11 protein-coding genes are annotated in these 17,355 nt (G+C 47.2%); 4 read left to right on the top strand and 7 right to left on the bottom strand.

Annotation, left to right across the window (positions count from 1 at the left end; all coding sequences use genetic code 11):
- The first annotated feature begins 80 nt into the window (after positions 1 to 80).
- Positions 81 to 1,016, top strand: coding sequence for a hypothetical protein (locus tag SAPGRDRAFT_RS12060; protein WP_002659515.1), 936 nt, complete (start codon positions 81 to 83; stop codon positions 1,014 to 1,016).
- A gap of 311 nt (positions 1,017 to 1,327) precedes the next feature.
- Here the strand turns inward: SAPGRDRAFT_RS12060 and SAPGRDRAFT_RS12065 are convergent, their stop codons facing one another.
- Entirely contained in the window at positions 1,328 to 2,071 is a 744-nt protein-coding gene (locus SAPGRDRAFT_RS12065) for a sulfite exporter TauE/SafE family protein (RefSeq protein WP_002659516.1), read from the bottom strand.
- 204 nt (positions 2,072 to 2,275) lie between these two features.
- Here SAPGRDRAFT_RS12065 and SAPGRDRAFT_RS12070 point away from each other — a divergent pair, with 204 nt between their 5' ends.
- Positions 2,276 to 4,393 carry a Tex family protein gene (locus SAPGRDRAFT_RS12070; RefSeq protein ID WP_002659517.1) on the top strand — a complete coding sequence of 706 codons (2,118 nt, stop codon included), beginning with the start codon at positions 2,276 to 2,278 and terminating at the stop codon, positions 4,391 to 4,393.
- A 225-nt stretch (positions 4,394 to 4,618) separates the two neighbouring features.
- Here SAPGRDRAFT_RS12070 and SAPGRDRAFT_RS12075 read toward each other — a convergent pair whose 3' ends face one another.
- The 4 genes from SAPGRDRAFT_RS12075 to SAPGRDRAFT_RS12095 form a co-directional block, all read right to left on the bottom strand.
- Positions 4,619 to 6,277 carry a T9SS type A sorting domain-containing protein gene (locus SAPGRDRAFT_RS12075; protein WP_002659518.1) on the bottom strand — a complete coding sequence of 553 codons (1,659 nt, stop codon included), beginning with the start codon at positions 6,275 to 6,277 and terminating at the stop codon, positions 4,619 to 4,621.
- 96 nt (positions 6,278 to 6,373) lie between these two features.
- Positions 6,374 to 7,429, bottom strand: coding sequence for a right-handed parallel beta-helix repeat-containing protein (locus tag SAPGRDRAFT_RS12080; protein ID WP_037350180.1), 1,056 nt, complete (start codon positions 7,427 to 7,429; stop codon positions 6,374 to 6,376).
- A 522-nt stretch (positions 7,430 to 7,951) separates the two neighbouring features.
- Complete coding sequence (locus SAPGRDRAFT_RS12090) at positions 7,952 to 10,222, bottom strand: TonB-dependent receptor (RefSeq protein WP_002659519.1); 2,271 nt, start codon at positions 10,220 to 10,222, stop codon at positions 7,952 to 7,954.
- A gap of 175 nt (positions 10,223 to 10,397) precedes the next feature.
- A complete protein-coding gene (locus SAPGRDRAFT_RS12095) occupies positions 10,398 to 11,309 on the bottom strand; it encodes a TerB family tellurite resistance protein (RefSeq protein WP_002659520.1) in 912 nt (303 codons plus the stop codon).
- 433 nt (positions 11,310 to 11,742) lie between these two features.
- Between SAPGRDRAFT_RS12095 and SAPGRDRAFT_RS12100 the strand changes: the two genes are divergently transcribed.
- Positions 11,743 to 12,180, top strand: coding sequence for a hypothetical protein (locus SAPGRDRAFT_RS12100; protein WP_002659521.1), 438 nt, complete (start codon positions 11,743 to 11,745; stop codon positions 12,178 to 12,180).
- A 214-nt stretch (positions 12,181 to 12,394) separates the two neighbouring features.
- On the opposite strand, the gene proS is transcribed toward SAPGRDRAFT_RS12100, so the two are convergent.
- Positions 12,395 to 13,876 carry a proline--tRNA ligase gene (gene proS / locus SAPGRDRAFT_RS12105; RefSeq protein WP_002659522.1) on the bottom strand — a complete coding sequence of 494 codons (1,482 nt, stop codon included), beginning with the start codon at positions 13,874 to 13,876 and terminating at the stop codon, positions 12,395 to 12,397.
- Positions 13,877 to 14,095: 219 nt separating this feature from the next.
- On the opposite strand from proS, the gene SAPGRDRAFT_RS12110 reads away from it, so the two are divergent.
- Positions 14,096 to 15,280 carry a serine/threonine protein kinase gene (locus SAPGRDRAFT_RS12110; RefSeq protein ID WP_253271321.1) on the top strand — a complete coding sequence of 395 codons (1,185 nt, stop codon included), beginning with the start codon at positions 14,096 to 14,098 and terminating at the stop codon, positions 15,278 to 15,280.
- A 315-nt stretch (positions 15,281 to 15,595) separates the two neighbouring features.
- On the opposite strand, the gene SAPGRDRAFT_RS12115 is transcribed toward SAPGRDRAFT_RS12110, so the two are convergent.
- Positions 15,596 to 17,200 carry a S8 family peptidase gene (locus SAPGRDRAFT_RS12115; RefSeq protein ID WP_002659524.1) on the bottom strand — a complete coding sequence of 535 codons (1,605 nt, stop codon included), beginning with the start codon at positions 17,198 to 17,200 and terminating at the stop codon, positions 15,596 to 15,598.
- Between the last annotated feature and the right edge of the window lie 155 nt (positions 17,201 to 17,355).

The raw sequence follows: 17,355 nt of genomic DNA on the forward strand, positions 1-17,355 counted from the left end.
TGACAGAATGAATCATCTGACTACTCAGATGTGTTGTGTGTGAGCCCTAGGTTTTTGGTCCTAGGGCCTTTTTTTTGCCTATGCCTAAATACTTCCGCCTTACCGATTTTATTAGGATTCTAATCACTAATATTTTACCTAGCCTACTGGCTTTAGCTATCCCTATTTCACTACTCTACTGGAACTGGCGCTGGACACTAGCCTATTCCATTAGCTCAATTTTTATTCTGGGCCAAATTGGAGAATGGCGACAACTACTGGCCTACGAACCCCCAGCCTGGCTGCATCTGGCCCTTTTTTCCGCCTTTGTCGGCTGGGGGTTTATGCTCTATTATGTCCCCCTCTCGCCTTGGTGGAGCAGCAGCCTGATCGCCGCCGCTGTACTGGCAAGTAGCTATGGCCTCGATTGGATAAAAGCCCAACCCCAACGCTATTTCTATTATTTGAAAAGCCCAAAGGTCAATTGGGAACTCTGGCTAGATAAGGAACTCAAAGAGGAGGATTGGCAAGAAATCATTAGCGGCCTGCGAGAGAAAAAATGGTCGAACCCTATTTGGGAACTAGAAGAACGCTTTTTACAAAAAGATGATCTGCCCAATCCCCTCAATAGGGCGCTCTGGCAAGATGCAAAACAGTTTTTTGAGCAGGAGGAAAACGGGACGATCTCTCTCGATGGCTATTATGCTCTCCCCACTTATCTGCATTTTTTCCTCCAAACCCCCTATTTTATTGACGGCCTCTGTGCCAGTATTCAGGCCCCAACAGACAACCAACTTTTCGAGAGCCTGATCGCCAAATGCAATGATTTACTGGCCCAAACCCTAGCCGAAGAACCCCCAAATCAAAGCAGTCGACTGAGCTCTTACCTCGATCCTCAAGCGCTTTATCGCTATTTTGATAGCTGGCCCCAATTAAGTCCGAATACCCCCAAACTAACCCTACTCCTAGAAGATTTTAAGGCCCAATTACTGCTGCTGGCTATCCAATATCAAGCAATTCAGGAGGAGGAGGATTAGGGGCCTCCGCAGCAAAGCTGCGGCGCTACGCTTCAGGGCTCGCAGCTCTGCTCGGCCCTGCGGCCTGACGGCCTTGGTCTGCGGCTTCGCCGCCCCCTTTCGCATCGCTAGGCCGTTTGGCCTTCGGCCATAGGGCCAAAGCAGTAGGCCTAGACTGAAAAAAGCAGGAGGAGCGGCTGAGGGATGGATAGTGGTGCGGCGAAGCCGCAGACCCAGGGGCTGAAGCGAAGCGAAAGCCCCGCAGGGCCGAGCAGACCTGCGAGCCACGACAGAGCCCGACCCGCCCGCAGGGCGGGGCAGCCCCAAAAAAACTACTTAAATATCAGAATTAGTCCGAGGACAATGAGCAAGCCATACACCAGCTTATTGAAAAGGGCGGGATTAGACAATTTGCTATTGAAAAAGCGGCCCAAAATTACCCCTGAAATAATTGGGATCAGGGCAAAGCCCGCCATTTGTAGAATATCGCTAGTATAGCGGCCCATATAGCCGTGTCCAGAAACAACAGCCAGCCCCAAAAGCAAATAATAGCCCTGCAAAGTGACCCTAAAAACAGCGGGGCGCCAGGCTCTAAAATTGCCATAGAGCACCCCGGCTGGGCCAGCCACATTGTAGGCTGCGCCAAACAATCCCCCAAAAAAGCCAAAGAGGTAACCCCATTTTCGGCCAGAAGGGCCTTTGGGTTCGCCTACTTCCTCGGCCAATTGATAACTCTGATACAACTTATAGATGGCAAAGGCCATAATGAGAAGGCCGAGCAGCTTGCGCATCCAGATAGCGGGCAAAAATTGAGCAACAGAAAGGCCCAAAGGGGCCGCAATCAAAGCCCCGATTAAAAGGGGGAAGAGCTCTCGCCAATCCATTGTTTTATAATCTTGAATAATAATATAGGCACTACCGCCCAAGGCCAAAATGGCCACCAAGGGCACCGCCTGATCTAGGCCCAATAATAAGGTTAGCAAAGACATATTGACCATCCCCTCGCCAAAACCAAAAGTAGATTTGACCAAAGAAGCAAGAAAAATAACGCCCATGACCCCAATAAAAATTAACATAACTACTTGTTTGCTGAACTTTAGCTAGACCCTATTCTTGGGCCAAAAGGAGGGGGGCAAGGAGAGTAGAATAATCGTCTTAGCGAAGTTCAAATCAGAAAATATGGGGCAAAAGTACGCTTTTATTGCCCGCCAAACAAAAGGCGTTTGCAAGCTCCCCAAAAAGCCATTATCTTATGCCCCTTAACTCAAAGCGCTACTTTTATGATCGAACGTATTGCAAAACTGCTAAATATCCATGCTCAGGCTGTATCTAGAGTCATTGAGCTCTTTGAATCTGGGGCAACCATCCCTTTTATTGCTCGTTATCGGAAAGAGGCCAGTGGGGGCCTTAATGAGGTAGACCTCATGGCGATTAAAGACGAATGGGAAAAACAACAGGAAATTGAAAAGCGGCAGGCTTTTATCCTAGAAAAGATTGAGGAGCAGGGCAAGCTAACAGATGAGCTGGCCAAGAAAATTAAAAACTGCTTTGAGCTGCATCTGCTTGAAGATCTTTATTTACCTTATAAGAAAAAGCGAAAAACCAGAGCCGATAAGGCCCGTGAGTTTGGTCTAGCGCCCTTGTCGGAATTACTTTTGGCCCAAAAAGACTTTGATCTAGATGCCATTGTAGAGCCCTTACTCTCTGAAGAAGTTTTAGACGAAGAGGATGCTTTAGAAGGGGCCAGAGATATCATTGCCGAGCGCATCAACCAAGATGAAACAGCTAGGGCCACCGTTCGTCAGCATTATCAGAAGCGGGCTCGATTTAAGGCAGAAGTGGTAGCGGGCAAAGAAGAAGAGGCCCAAAAATATAAAAATTACTTTGAGCTAGACCGTCCGCTCAAGCAACTGCAAGCGCATCAGATATTGGCTGTTTTGCGGGCCGAAAAAGAGGGCCTGCTCAAGGTCCAATTGGCCCCCAATGAAGATTATGTACTCAATGATCTTTGTGGGCAGTTTATCCGAAGAAGTTGCCCCGATCGTTGGGCCGAGCAACTAGATATGGCCATAGAAGATGCCTATAAACGGCTGATGAAGCCTTCTATTAGCAATGAGTTTGTTAAGCAAGCCAAGGCGCAGGCTGATTTGGCCTCGATACAGATTTTTGCCGATAACCTCCGCCAATTGCTGTTGGCCTCTCCCTTGGGCAACAAAAGAATGATGGCCATTGACCCTGGCTATGCCAGCGGTTGTAAGCTGGTTTGTTTGTCGGCTACTGGCGAACTACTTGAAGACACCGTTATTTATCCCACACCGCCTCGCAACCGTAAGTTTCAGGCAACCGATACGGTTTTGGACCTAATCGAAAAGCATCGGATAGAAGCGATTGCGATTGGCAATGGAACGGCGGGGCGAGAAACGGAGCAGTTTATTCGCGAACTTCCCTTTGAGGGAATAGCCCCAACCATTTTCTTGGTTAATGAAAGTGGGGCCTCTATTTATTCGGCCTCTGAAATTGCTCGTCAGGAATTTCCCGATAAAGACATTACGGTTCGGGGGGCGGTTTCTATTGGGCGCCGTTTGATGGACCCCTTGGCCGAGTTGGTAAAAATTGACCCTAAATCTATTGGGGTGGGGCAGTACCAACATGATGTGGACCAAAAACAGCTGCAAAATAAATTGGGGGCGGTGGTTGAAAGCTGTGTAAATGCGGTTGGGGTGGACCTCAATACCGCCAGCGAATACCTCCTCACTTATGTTTCGGGTTTGGGGCCTGCCTTGGCCCGCAACATTGTCGATTATCGCCGATCGAAGGGGGCTTTTAAGAGCCGGCAAGAACTGCGTTCGGTTAAGCGTTTGGGCGAAAAAGCCTTTGAGCAGGCTGCGGGCTTCTTGCGCATTCGGAAAGGGATTCACCCATTGGATAATACGGGCGTGCATCCAGAGGCCTATCCAATTGTAGAGCAGATGGCCAAGGACCTCAATGCCAGCATTGCGGATCTTATTGCGGATAAGAGTTTGCGTAAAAAAATTCAGCTCAAAGATTATGTAAAGGGTGAAATTGGGCTCCCTTCTTTGCATGATATTATGAAAGAGTTGGAGAAACCGGGCCGTGATCCTCGTCCGCCCCGTCAAGTTTTCCAGTTTGCGGATGTACATCAGATAGAGGACCTTAAAGAGGGGATGAAGTTGCCGGGCATTGTGACTAATATTACGGCCTTTGGGGCTTTTGTTGATCTTGGCATTAAGGAAAATGGGCTCTTGCATAAGTCTCAGATGAGCCATGAAAGAGTAGATGATCCTGCTCGCTTTGTCAAATTGGGCCAAGAGCTAGAAGTGACTATTGTGGGCTTAGAGCTAGGCCGCAAACGGATCCAGCTCTCAATAATAGAGTAGGCTTGGCCCAGCGCTGCGCAGCCGTGGCCCGCAGGGCCAGACCCAAGCCGCCGAAGGCGGCTGCAGGGCCGAGCAGACCTGCGAGCGGCGCAGCATAGCGGCGGCCGACCTAGGCGAAGCCTAGCCGGCCGCGGGCCCCAAATCCTAATTATGCTAGCTGTAGATCAAATAAAAATGCCATTCCCCGAGAAGAGGAATGGCATTTTTTTGTGCTAGACCAAAGGTTTAGTACATTTTGATCAGCTCTTTAGTTTGTTGGAAATCGGGAGCAGCGATTTGGATAAGGTACAGGCCAGCGGGCCAATCTTGAGCGGGGAGTTGAATCAACTGATGACCGATTTGAGTTTGGGCATCTTGTTCATAAATCAATTGGCCGATAGCATCAAAAACGCGGATTTGCAGATCGCGTTCTTGGCTAGACAGGATATCGATTTGGGCGTTACCGCTAGCGGGATTGGGGAAAATGCGAATATTTTCCTCTGTTGTTTCGCCATAGAGGCGAGCGACCACCGTGGGGCTATAGCTGAAGCTACCGTCATTATTGACTAGGCGAAGGCGGTAGTAATAATTGACATTAGGCAATACCTCATAGTCATTTAATTGGTAGTCTTGAATTAATTGACTACTGCCTTGGGCCGAAACCTGAGCCAAAAAGTTAAATTGGTTGTTATCTAAGCTGCGTTCTATTTCAAAATGGGAGAGCTCATCCTCTTCTTCGGTGTTCCAATCAACTTGGATATAGTTATTTTCGATAGGGTGAGCCTCTAGGTCCAACAATTGATTTTGGGCCAAAAGGATATCGGCAGCGGCTACTCCAAACTGAGAGAAGCCATTGAAGCCTGTACGTTCTAGAGAGACGGGGCTGCCGCCACAATCATCAGCGGTACCGGCAACGGCATTGTCTTTAGTGACTAGCCAAACGGTTTTGGAGAGGAAATTATCATCTTGAGGCCAAACTCTTACGGCATAATTGCCAGAGCCAGAGCCCGTAAAATCATCAAAGACCCATTGGCCATGATCTAGGCCGCCCCAGTAGTCAATTTGGTAGCCGCTACATTCTAGTTGGCCGCCAAAGCTATTGTCTAGGCCCGTTTGGAAATATCCCGTGATGACATCATAATCATTGGCGCCAGAAAAATCGAGATGAATATATTGCATTCCTCTTTGGGCGCCGGCTGCGGCGGGTTCTAGGCCCAAGACATAGCCATAGGTTCCGCCAGCGGCAGAAATAGCTCGGCGGAGTTTTCCTTGTACATAGCCATTATCAAAGCTAGACATATTTCCGTTGGTATTTACGGTGTTGTCTAGCATATTGGCTAGGCCAGCTGTGGGGTTCATTAGGCCAAAAACGGCGGGATAAGCGGCGCCATTTGTGGGTAGGGCAGAGGGATCAGCGGTGATGATTCTATTGGCTGTGGCCGCGCCAGGGCCGCTAAAATCTACGGTATTGCGTACATCGGCTACATTTCCTGTTCCATTGAGCCAAATCACGCCTTGGTCATTGGCCAATTGAAGGTCATAAAAAGAGCCATCATCTACGCCAGTGGCTGCCTGTCCACCCCGAACGGCATAACTACCGCTAATGAACTGCGTTTGTCCAGCATTGACATCATCATTGATGAGTTTGGTCGTTCCGGTCCCTCTTTGCTGAAAGAGGTTATCGGAGTACATATTCCCCTGTACTTCTAGGTAGCCGTCATGCTCCATCAGGGCGGTTGCGCCCATCTGATGCACATCTCCCATGACATAAACATTGGCTCCTGCTTGGACCTTAATCAGGGCGCCATCATTGTAGAGCTCGTTATTGTGCTGTGCCCAGCTACTTAGAGTAAGTAGTAGAAAGCTACTGCTAAGCAGCCATTTTTTGTAGTTGTTTAAGGCCATAAATGTATACTTTTATTGAAATTGTTTTGTAGAAACGAACTAGTTCGATTTTTTGTTTTGTGTTCAAGGCTTGGGGGCTATAATAATACGTAAAGATTAGCGGTAAGGCTTCTTTGGACCTGCGGCAACTTGTAGTTTTGCCGATATATTCAGGTCCTGCTCTTGGTCCAAAAAGGCATTTTCATCTGATTTTCCCCAATAGTTGGGACCAATAACAATTGGCGCAGGCTCATCCGAACAAGGCGAAAAAAGGGCCAATTGATAGCGCTTACAGTCTATAAAGTTATTTTCTTCTACCAAAGTCTTGCCTTTATTGGCATATTGGCAAGAAAGCTTGAGGTTTGTCGAATTACCCTTAAATTGATTTTGTCGAATATTCAGGCTAGATCGCCGACTCATTTTCTGCAACTTGATGGCCACTCCCTCAAATTGCTCAAATTCATTGTTGCGGATGTTAATCAAACCGCCGCCTAGCATCCAAATCACTAGGCCAGAATGCCGACCATAGCTTGTAAACTTTTTGAGCTGGTTGTTCTCAAAATCAGTGCTGCCCCCCAACATAATCGAGTTGCAGTTTTCTATTTCGTTGCCCATCACTTTGGCCATGCTGCTATTGCGCACATTCAAGGCGCGGTCGCAATTTCTAATCTCAGAGTCTATGAGTTGAATCTTTGCTTGCCGCTCAGACTGAATGGCCGTATAACAGTCCTCTATTTTACAGTTTCTAATGCTCAAATGACAACCTTCGGTCCGCAAAAGCTGGGCGGGAGCTTCACCAATACCCAAAAACTCACAATACTCAAATTGTGTGCTCCGAACTTGGCCCTCTTCAAAATGCAGGCAGCTATGGTAGAAGCGCAAACCGTTCCAAGGTGCATTGTTATGCCCCAAAAAACGAATGGGCTTGCGCTTGCTGCCTATGGCCGAAAGTCCGCCTTTGACTAAGATTTGGGTTTCATGCGCAAATTGCAACTCTACGCCCGCCTCAATACGCAAACAGGCCCCCTCTGCAATGAGTAGGTTTTGCGTAATGATATAAGGACTATTGGCCCGTAACCATTCGGTATCCTCCAAAATAGACCCTTCTATATAGGTGGTGGCCCCCAAACTAATAGGCAGTAAAAAAAATAGTAAAAATATCTTGTTCGACATAAGCAATGACTAATTAGGGTTGGACAAAACAGCCTAAATATAAAGAACTTAGCTCAAACTATCCTATCAAAATAAAATCCTTTTATAGCAGGAGCAAATCCTTTTAAGTAGTTTTTCTTTTTTTTTGGGGCTGCCCCGCCCTGTGGGCGGGTCGGGCTGTCTCGCAGCTCGCTGTTCGCTCGGCCCTGCGGCGGCTATGCCGCCTTGGTCTGGCCCTTTGGGCCCCTGCTGCCCATCCCTCAGCCGAGGGCAATTTCTTCGCTTTGGCTGCTTTAGCATAAAAAAAGGCCCAAAGTCAAAGCTTTGGACCATTTAGTTGGTGATTAGCGGCATAAACTGCCTAGGCATTAAAAAAAACGGCCAAGAGCAATTGGCCTAGCAATGTGGCGGGGTGGCCGAAGGCGCTTGCGCCGCAGGGCCGAGCAAGCCTGCGAGCCCCAAAGCGACAAGAAGGTCTTTAGACCGCAGTTCGACGACCAAAGGGAGTAACCGCCTGCCGTAGGCAGGAGGCCCCAAAACTAATTAACGAAAATTCCAGCGGAGGCCCAGATAAAACTCACGGCCATGCAAAGGGCTATAGGCATAGGCGGCATCAAAGTAATCGCCAAATCCAGCTTGTGCATTGGGATCATTGAAGCCAGAGAGGGGAGAAATAGCCTGGCGGTAATCAAAGAGATTTTGAGCGCCTAGATAAATGGCTAGTTTTTGTTTGGGCAATTGTTTGGTGATTTGCAAATTATGGATGCTAAAAGGGGTAGAACTCGTACTTCTAGATGCTGCCAGAGGATCTCCATTTTCATCTAAATCATAGACCTCGGGTAATTGCATTTTGCCTGTAAGGTTGGCGGTATAGGCCATAAGCAAATTCCAGGGCTTATACTCATAATTGACCGTAAGGACGCCAGAAAAAACGGGACTAAACTCTAGCGGATTCTGTTCTTTAACCCCCTGTTCATTGCTACGATATTCAAAGGCATTTTGGTAAGTTGCACCCAAATTGATTTGGAGGCCAGAGGGGAGGCCATAATTAAAGTTAAGGGCTAGTCCACGACTTTGCGCATAGCCATCGAGGTTTTCATAAATAATCGTATTGGCTTGATCATAATTGGGGATGATCGCATTGGTAAAATGAGTATAAAAAGCATCTAGGTCAATGCTCCCTTGTCCTTGGCCCAAATTAAAAATGTGTTGAATATTAAGCGTACCGCTGACGGCCTGTTCGGGCTCTAATTTTTCGGCAAGGACCAACTGACGATTTCCTGTAACAAAGGCATGATCCTCGGCAAAAAGATTGACCAAACGAAAACCCGTTCCCGTATTCAGGCGAATTTTCCAATTGGGTTGAGGCTCATATTTTACACTAATTCTGGGCGAAGGGATGAGGCCATGCGCCTCATAATAATCTAGTCGTAGACCAGAGAGGAGGGTCAATTTTTCGCCTTTGGGTTTCCATTCGTGCTGTGCCCAAACTCCAGGGATAAATTGCTCGTCTGCCTGAGGCGTCACCGAGCTGTTATCATCATAGTATTGATATCTGGCCGTAAGTCCAGTAGTTAGGCTATGTTTTGGGCCCAAATTGGGCATATAAATAGCATTGAGGTAGGCAATACTTTGGTCGGCCAAATAGCCATCTGCCCCATAGTAGCTATCCTGATGATGTTTACTAAAGCTATAATCGAGTCGGATAGGGGCAAGAAGTTCATAGCTGCCCATGAGCTCAAAGCGTTGGGTATAAATACTCTCGCCATAAATAGAGTCATTTCCTCGAATCTCTTGGTAAGCGCGGTCTTTTGTATATTCTTCTACACCATTTCTGCGGTCTTCATAATAGTACTTAGCAAAGAGGCTCGCCTTTTTGTTTTTAGGGCGATCGAAAGTAAATTTTCCGAAGACCGAAAGTCTATCCATGCCAATATTGTCCCCAAAGCCATCCTGATTAGCATCTTCAAAATGGTTGAGGTAAGCATGTTGGAGGCCAATAGTTGTATTGAGCTTGCCAATTTTTTGAGAGAAGGCCAAATTGGAAAAGGCCTCGGCATGGGTGGTTCCCATAAGGTCCAAAGAGATGCTTGGCTGCTTGCTCGGGTCTTTGGTAATAATGTTGATGACCCCAGCCATGGCCTCCGAGCCATAAAGCGTTGAGTTTGGCCCCTTAATGACCTCAATGCGGTCAATCATATTTTTAGGAATGCCATTCAGCCCATAAACCGAGGCCAAATTGCCATAGGCTGGAGTACCATCTATGAGGACGGCAGCATAGGGGCCAGGTAATCCATTGATACTAATTGAATTGGTGAAGCATACCCCACAAGCAACCACTTCTTGTACGCCATTGATGAGCTTTAGGGATTGCATAAGATTAGTTGGAGCTACTGTATTATCTAGATATTCGGCTCTATATACTTGAATTTTTACCGGAGAGTTTTTGACAAAATTTTCTTTGAGTTGGCCGGATACCACCACTTCTTCTAAACCCAAAATATCCTCTTTCAAAATAATACTATCCAGCTCGAGAGTTTCATTCTCTCTGAGCTCAACCATCAGCCTCTGCGATTGATAACCAATGGCCTGAATTTGCAACTCAAAGCTTCCCGCAGCTAACTCACTGAGCGCAAAGTAACCCGAGTCATCACTTGAGCTACCTTTTTGCTGCTCAAGAAGACCAATACCCGCAAAGGGGATTGGCCGCCCTTTTTGGTCCAATAAATAACCTTGAAGACTAGCCGTCTGAGCCGAAACTCCAAGGCTGTAGAGGGCAAAAAGTAAAACTAAGTACTGCTTTGCAGCTGACATATTGATTGTTTTTAGTGCAGTCTAAAAATAATTTTCTTACATTTCAATACAAAGCTATACTAAAATAGTTTTACCTACAAATTAATTTAGATTAATCTAAAAATTAGACCGAGGCATAAAAAAGCCCGCTTGAAAAAGCGGGCTTTTTTGTTTTGGGCCAAATAATAAATAAGGCTTAGCCTAGGCGCTTAGACAAACGAATTTGCGCACGTTCGGCCTCAGAACGGTCCATTCCAATTTGATCAGCAAACTGATAGACTTCTTCGCGAGACATATTGCCAGAGGCATGAATCGCATTTTCAATGGTATACTCTTGGCCCAATTTGATGAGGTCATCGCGCTTTTTCTCCTCAAAGCTCATCATTTCGGCATATTCGTAGAGCTTGTCTTTCTCCGATTGGTCAAAGTCCTTATCAGAAAGGGCTACAGCTACCGTGATCATGAAAATATTTTCGCGACCCTCAGCAGATACCTCTTCCAATTCTACTCTAGATAGAGGCGCTTCACGCATTACCTGAGCAAAACTGCCAGTATCATCATCCAAAAAGCTCTGGAAGAACTCTTTTTCTTCAGCAGCAATTTGGCCATCAGCTTTGGCCATTTCAATGAGCATTCGAGCCAAGGTTTTTTTGTCGTAGGCAGTAGATAGAGGCGTTGCTTTTAGACGCTTTTCAAATTCTGACAAACGACGAGCAATTTTCCAGCTTCTGCTGTCCTCATCATAGTAAAAATTAAAGGCTACACGCTCAAAAGCTTTTACTACAGCGGCCTTTTTCTCGGCAGCCGAAAAGCTATTGTGAGAGGTGTTGGCACGCACTACTTCATTACCCGCCATAGAGGCAATGTTACCCGCCATGCCGCCACCAACAGCGCCACGAACCATACGCATCAAAGAAGAACGCATACGGCTCATGACCGTACGGCGGACCATGTTTTTCACCTTGCTACTGGTGTCTTTTGAGTCAATACGAATGTTGCCCTTTCCTTCAAAGACCTCGCCTTCTACTTGGAATTTGCAAACCATCGTGCTATTTTCAGCCGTTTCTTCTAGAATAATCGGCTTGATTAAGTCATAAGTAATTTCCATCTGCTTTTAATACTTTTAGTTGGGTGGCGAACTAATTTTAGTTCAGTAAAAAATGTGGATGTAGGTTTTGTACGCAACAAGTTTAATAAAAAAACTTGAGATTTTGCCCAGACTCTTCTCCTTTTCTTTTCTCAGGCCTTCAGGATGTTTTTTTTGGGGCTGCCCCAGCCTGCGGCTGGGTCGGGCTGTGTCGCAGCTCGCAGGTCTGCTCGGCCCTTCAGCGCCAAAGCGCTTCGGTCTGGCCCTTCGGGCCACTGCTATCCATCCCTCAGCCGAGGCGCTGCGCGCCTTCGAGGCCGCTTAAAAAGGCATCGCTTCGCTATTTTGGTCAATTGGCTTGGGCCGTCTGAGGGCCAGGGCTTTGTGCTCTGCCCTAAAAGCCCTATTATATAAGCCTTATCCCTTTAGTTTACCCACTTAATTGATGGAGCTTATGAATCAGCGTTCTTTGGCTACGGCCTTGCTTTTTATGCTACTGCCTTTGGGCCTTTGGGCCATGGCAGCGCCACCACCGGTAGAGTATCCTAGTACAATTACAGGCATTTTAGCCTTTGTCTTTAGTTTGTTAGGTCTATTTCTCTCTATTAGTTTGACGCCTTGGTATTGGTTTTTGGGCGGCCTCTTGTCTATTGTTTTTAGTTTTTGGACCCGCTACTTGGCCGATACAGATAAAACAATGCGCTTTTGGTTGGGCTGGCATGGGCTCTGGCAGCTCATTTTAGGCAGCGCCATTTTAACTGATCCTAGTTGGCTGCTCACTGGCCTAACTGCTGGCTTAAGCCTTGGTTTTTTGGCCTTGGCAATTTTGCAGGCGCTGGTCGGTTGCCTTTTCTTATTTTGGGCTGTTCGGAATTATTTTGGCTGGGATTAGGGCCAAAAAGAAAGTCCAGTTGCAAAAAGCAACTGGACTTTTCTGGTCCATGGCGCCCTACAGGCGGCTTTAGCCGCCGCAGGCTGAGGGATGGACAGCAGGGCCGCCGCAGGCGGCAGACCCAGGCGGCAAAGCCGCCGCAGGGCCGAGCAGACTTGCGAGCTGCGACACAGCCCGACCCGCCCGCAGGGCGGGGCAGCCCCAAATCCTTATGCTAATAAGCTTTGGCAAAAAGCACTCTAGCTTTGGCAGGAGCGCCAGTGAGCACACATTTGGGCTCGGTAACTTCCTCGGCGCCAGTGGGAGTTTCTAGTGGAATACAGCGGCTAGTGGCGCCAGTGAGTTCCTTAATTTTGAGCTCGGTTTCGGTGGTCCCATCCCAGTAGGCATAGGCAAAACCGCCTTTGTTTTTGATTACATCGACAAACTCCTCCCAGTTATTAACGACATGCGTACCAGCATCTAGGCGGGCTTTGGCCTGATTGAAAAGGTTCGTTTGGATCTCCTCGAGTAGGTTTTTGATATTTTCGGCTAGGCCTTCTAGGGGGTAGCTCATTTTTTCTTTGGTATCGCGGCGGGCCACTTCAATTTGGCCATTGGCGAGGTCGCGTTTACCGAGAGCGAGGCGGAGGGGAATACCGTGCATCTCATGTTCGGCAAACTTAAAGCCGGGGCGGCGTTTGCGGTCGTTGTCATACTTCACGCTAATGCCAAGTGCTTTGAGTTCGTCCATAATTTGGGCGACAACGGCATCAATTTCCTCATTGGGTTTGGGAATGGGAATGATGACCACCTGAGTGGGGGCGATGCGGGGAGGAAGGACCAGGCCTTCATCATCGGAATGCGTCATAATGAGGGCACCCATTAGGCGGGTAGACACCCCCCAAGAGGTGGCCCAAACGTATTCTTCCTTATTTTTTTCGTTGAGGTATTTCACATCAAAGGCCTTGGCAAAATTTTGACCTAAGAAGTGAGAAGTACCTGCTTGTAGGGCCTTGCCATCTTGCATAAGGGCCTCGATAGTGTAGGTATCCTCGGCGCCAGCAAAGCGTTCGTAGGCTGTTTTTTCGCCTTTATATACGGGCATAGCGAGAATTTCCTCGGCAAAATTGGCGTAGACCTCAAGCATTTGGCGGGCTTCGGCTACGGCTTCTTCTTGGCTAGCGTGGGCGGTATGTCCCTCTTGCCAGAGGAACTCGGCGGTACGGAGGAAAAAGCGGGTGCGCATTTCCCAGCGCATCACATTGGCCCATTGGTTAATGAGAAGGGGAAGATCGCGATAAGAAGAAATCCAGTCGCGGTAAGTATCCCAGATAATGGTTTCGGAAGTGGGGCGGATAATGAGCTCCTCTTCTAGTTTGGCATCGGGGTCTACCACAACGCCTTGGCCATTGGGGTCATTCATGAGGCGGTGGTGAGTCACCACGGCGCATTCCTTGGCAAAGCCCTCTACATGTTCGGCTTCTTTAGACAAAAAGCTTTTGGGGATGAGGAGTGGGAAATAGGCATTTTGGTGGCCTGTTTCTTTAAATCTGCGGTCCAAATCGTCGCGCATTTTTTCCCAAACAGCATAGCCATAAGGTTTAATAACCATACAGCCGCGCACCTTAGAGTTGGCGGCTAGATTGGCCTTTTTAACAATGTCTAAGTACCACTGAGAGTAGTCTTCTTGTTGGGCGGTAATCTCCTTTGCCATTGGTATATTGGTATATTTTTTGGTCCATTAATGAAAAGTGGACCTGAACAATAAAAGCTTAAATTAATGGAGCTTTTGGCGGCCATAACGTTAAAGTTTAGGCAAGCGGCTGCTTTTCAAAACTTAAGCTTTAAAAAAGCTGTATATTCATTAGGCGGCCAAAAGGCCCACAAAGTTAAAAAAAGGACTAAAAGTACAGTTGAAAATACCGAAATATCTATGAAAAATCACGCACTCCCTATTTTCTTGGCTTTCTTTGCCACCTTTCTGCTGGGGCCTCAGGCTTGGGGCCAACACGATGATATTTACTTTGATGGCGAAGAGGAAACTGCGGCTCAGCAGCAAAATTATCAGCAGCCGCCCAGCAATTATGATGAGAATAGCTATGATCGTCCAGAGCAAGAGTATGTAGATGCTCGTTACGATAATGCTTATGCGGCCCGTATTCGCCGTTTTCATCGTCCTGCTCGGGGCTTTAATTATTATAGTAACTACTATGTAGATAGTTATTGGTACAACCCATACCATCCAGGGATGAATATCTATTCCTATAATAGCTATCGTCCTCGTCGTTGGAGACGTTGGAACTACAGTTATGGTTGGGGCTACAATTCCTACTACAACTCTTATGATCCTTGGTCTAACCCTTACAATAGTTGGGGACATAACCCCTACAATAATTGGGGTTGGGGACATAACCCCTACAGAAGAGCTTATAATCAGGGCTATTGGAATGGCTACCATAATGGTGGTGGAAACAATTGGTACTATGAAAGTTCTGCTCCCAATGCAGCCAATTATGTAACGACTCGTTATAGCCGAGGCAGTGATCCTAATATTCAGAGAAGTCGCAGCCGTGGAGTAAATGGTTATGACACGCATCAGCGGCAGCTAAATCCTTCTGCTTTGCACGCTAGTGGAAATACGGGTAACTTGAATGCAGGCCGCAGCCGTGGTTCGGAGAATAACAATAATTATAATAGTGGCCGCAATAATAGCAGCAGCAACAATGGCGACTTGAATGCAGGCCGCAGCCGTGGGACAGAGAATAACAATAGTTATAATAGTGGCCGAAATAACAGCAGCAGCAACAATGGCGATTTGAACGCAGGCCGCAGCCGAGGTTCGGAGAATAACAATAATTATAATAGTGGCCGAAATAACAGCAGCAGCAACAATGGAAATATTAACAGCGGTCGCAGTAGAACGAACCGCAGTAACAACTCGACGAGAAATAATGGCAGCGTGAATAACCGCAGCCGGAACAACAACCGCAGTCGTTCCTACAACAATTCTTCTCGCTCTTCTTCTCCTTCTCGTTCATCGGGAAGAAGCAGTAGCCGAAGCAATAGTTCTTCTTCTAAATCTAAGTCTAAGTCTTCAGGAAAGAGCAGAGGACGTTAGTTGGGCTAGTTAAGCGTGTAGAAAAGCCAGTTTCCTTTTGGGGAGCTGGCTTTTTTGCGTTTAGAAAGCGAGCGCAGCGAGCTTTGGCCTAGCGATGTGGAAGGGTGGCCGAAGGCCAGACCGAGGCAGCAAAGCTGGCGAAGGGCCGAGCAGAGCTGCGAGCCCTGAAACGACAACAAGGCCTTTAGGCCGCAGTTCGACGACCAAAGGGAGTAACCGCCGACGAGCGAAGCGAGGCGGAGGCCCAAAAATACAATAAAAAAAGCCCTTCTACTGATGGAGCAGAAGGGCTTAATTATTTAGGTTAGAAGTCGTTTATTTCTTCTCCTTCACCATTTTTTCGGCGAGTTCGAGTGCTTTATAAGCGTTTACTACACCGCCTTTTTTACAAAGGTCTGTAAACTTAACGAGTTCAGAAGTGCCTGGTTTGTTCACCTCATAATCGATAGGTACAACAGATTTTTCTAGGCATTCTTTGAGTTCTTGGCCAGAAAGTTCGGGATAGTAGGCTTTGACCAAAGCGGCAACACCAGCCACAACGGGGGCGGCCATACTGGTACCACTGAGGGCCTCGTATTCTCCTTCGGGAACAGTAGAGTAGATATCTACGCCGGGGGCAAAAATGTCTACGGTGCTAGCGCCATAGTTAGAGAAAACGGCGGGAGCATCGGCGGCGCCTTTCCAAGAAAGGGCACCAACTTCGATCCAGTTATTGGCTTCTTTGGGGCCACGTTTGTAAGGATCTTTTCCTTTTTGGTAGAAAGGAGTAGGGAAATTATACTCTACATCTGTATTTTTGTTGTCATTACCAGCGGCATGTACTAATAAGACGCCTTTTTTGGCGGCATATTTTACGGCTTTATCAACAATTTTCTTGTTGTAAGAGTAAGCCTTACCAAAGCTCATATTGATAATATCGGCGCCATTGTCTACGGCATAGCGGATAGCATTGGCTACATCTTTATCGCGTTCATCTCCGTTAGGGACGGTGCGGATCGACATGATTTCTACATTGTCGGCAACGCCCATCATACCAAGATCATTTGTACGAACGGCGGCAATGATACCGGCAACATGGGTACCGTGTTGGGCATCGGGGCCATAAACATCGCTATTTCCGTAGCGGCGTTCCGATTGTTTTTTGTAGTTGTCGCCAACAGTGGGGCGGGGGTCAAAATCCTCATTGAGGAAATAATCTACATTCATGCTGAAGTAGTTCACGGCCCCTTCTAGTTGTTCTTTCATGACTTTGCTAGGCACTTGAGCCAAAGAGGGAGCCATCATGGCCGCGGCTTGCTTGAGGTCATCGCTAGCATTTTCGGGAATTTTCTCTAGGTCTTTGGCTGTAAAGTCGTCGGTACCTAGTTCTTTTTCCACCAACTTGAAAGCGTCGAGGATCATGTCATATTGAGATTTGCGTTGCTTCATCTCTTTACGGCGAGTTTCGTACTCTTCTTTGATTTTTTCAAAGAAAGCCTTCTCCTTTTTGTTGAGTTTTTTCTTGGCTTTGAGTTCGCGATAGAGGCGAGTGAGTTCCAAGTTTTCATAATTGACATTTTTGCCATCGGCACCACCAATGAAGTTCCAGCCATGGATATCATCCACATAGCCGTTTTTGTCATCATCGATGCCATTGCCAGCAATCTCGTCGGGGTTTACCCACATGACCTCCTTGAGGTCTTCATGTTCGGGATCTACACCAGAGTCAATAACGGCCACCAAGACTTTTTTCTTGGGTTTTTTGTCCTTGAGGAGCTCTTTATATGCTTTTTCGGTGCTTACTCCATGTACTTTATCTGCTGTAAGGTCCAAGTTGAACCAATTTTCGGGAGCTTTTTCTGCTGGGGCTTGTGCCTGTAGGCTAAGAGAAAGGGCCAAAAAGCCAATTCCTGCCACTTTAGATTTCCAATTCCAAGTCATTAGAATATAATTATAATTTAAGGTAGATAATATCTTGCGATCAATAAGAATACGCTTTTTTGTCTTGATTTATTCCTTGGGTTTTTGCTTATCCGACAAAAGACCGCCCTAAACCGACAGTTTAGGGCGGTCTTTATACTAATGCCAAAGCAGCT

This window comes from Saprospira grandis DSM 2844, assembly GCF_000275825.1.
Classification (GTDB): Bacteria; Bacteroidota; Bacteroidia; order Chitinophagales; family Saprospiraceae; genus Saprospira; species Saprospira grandis_A.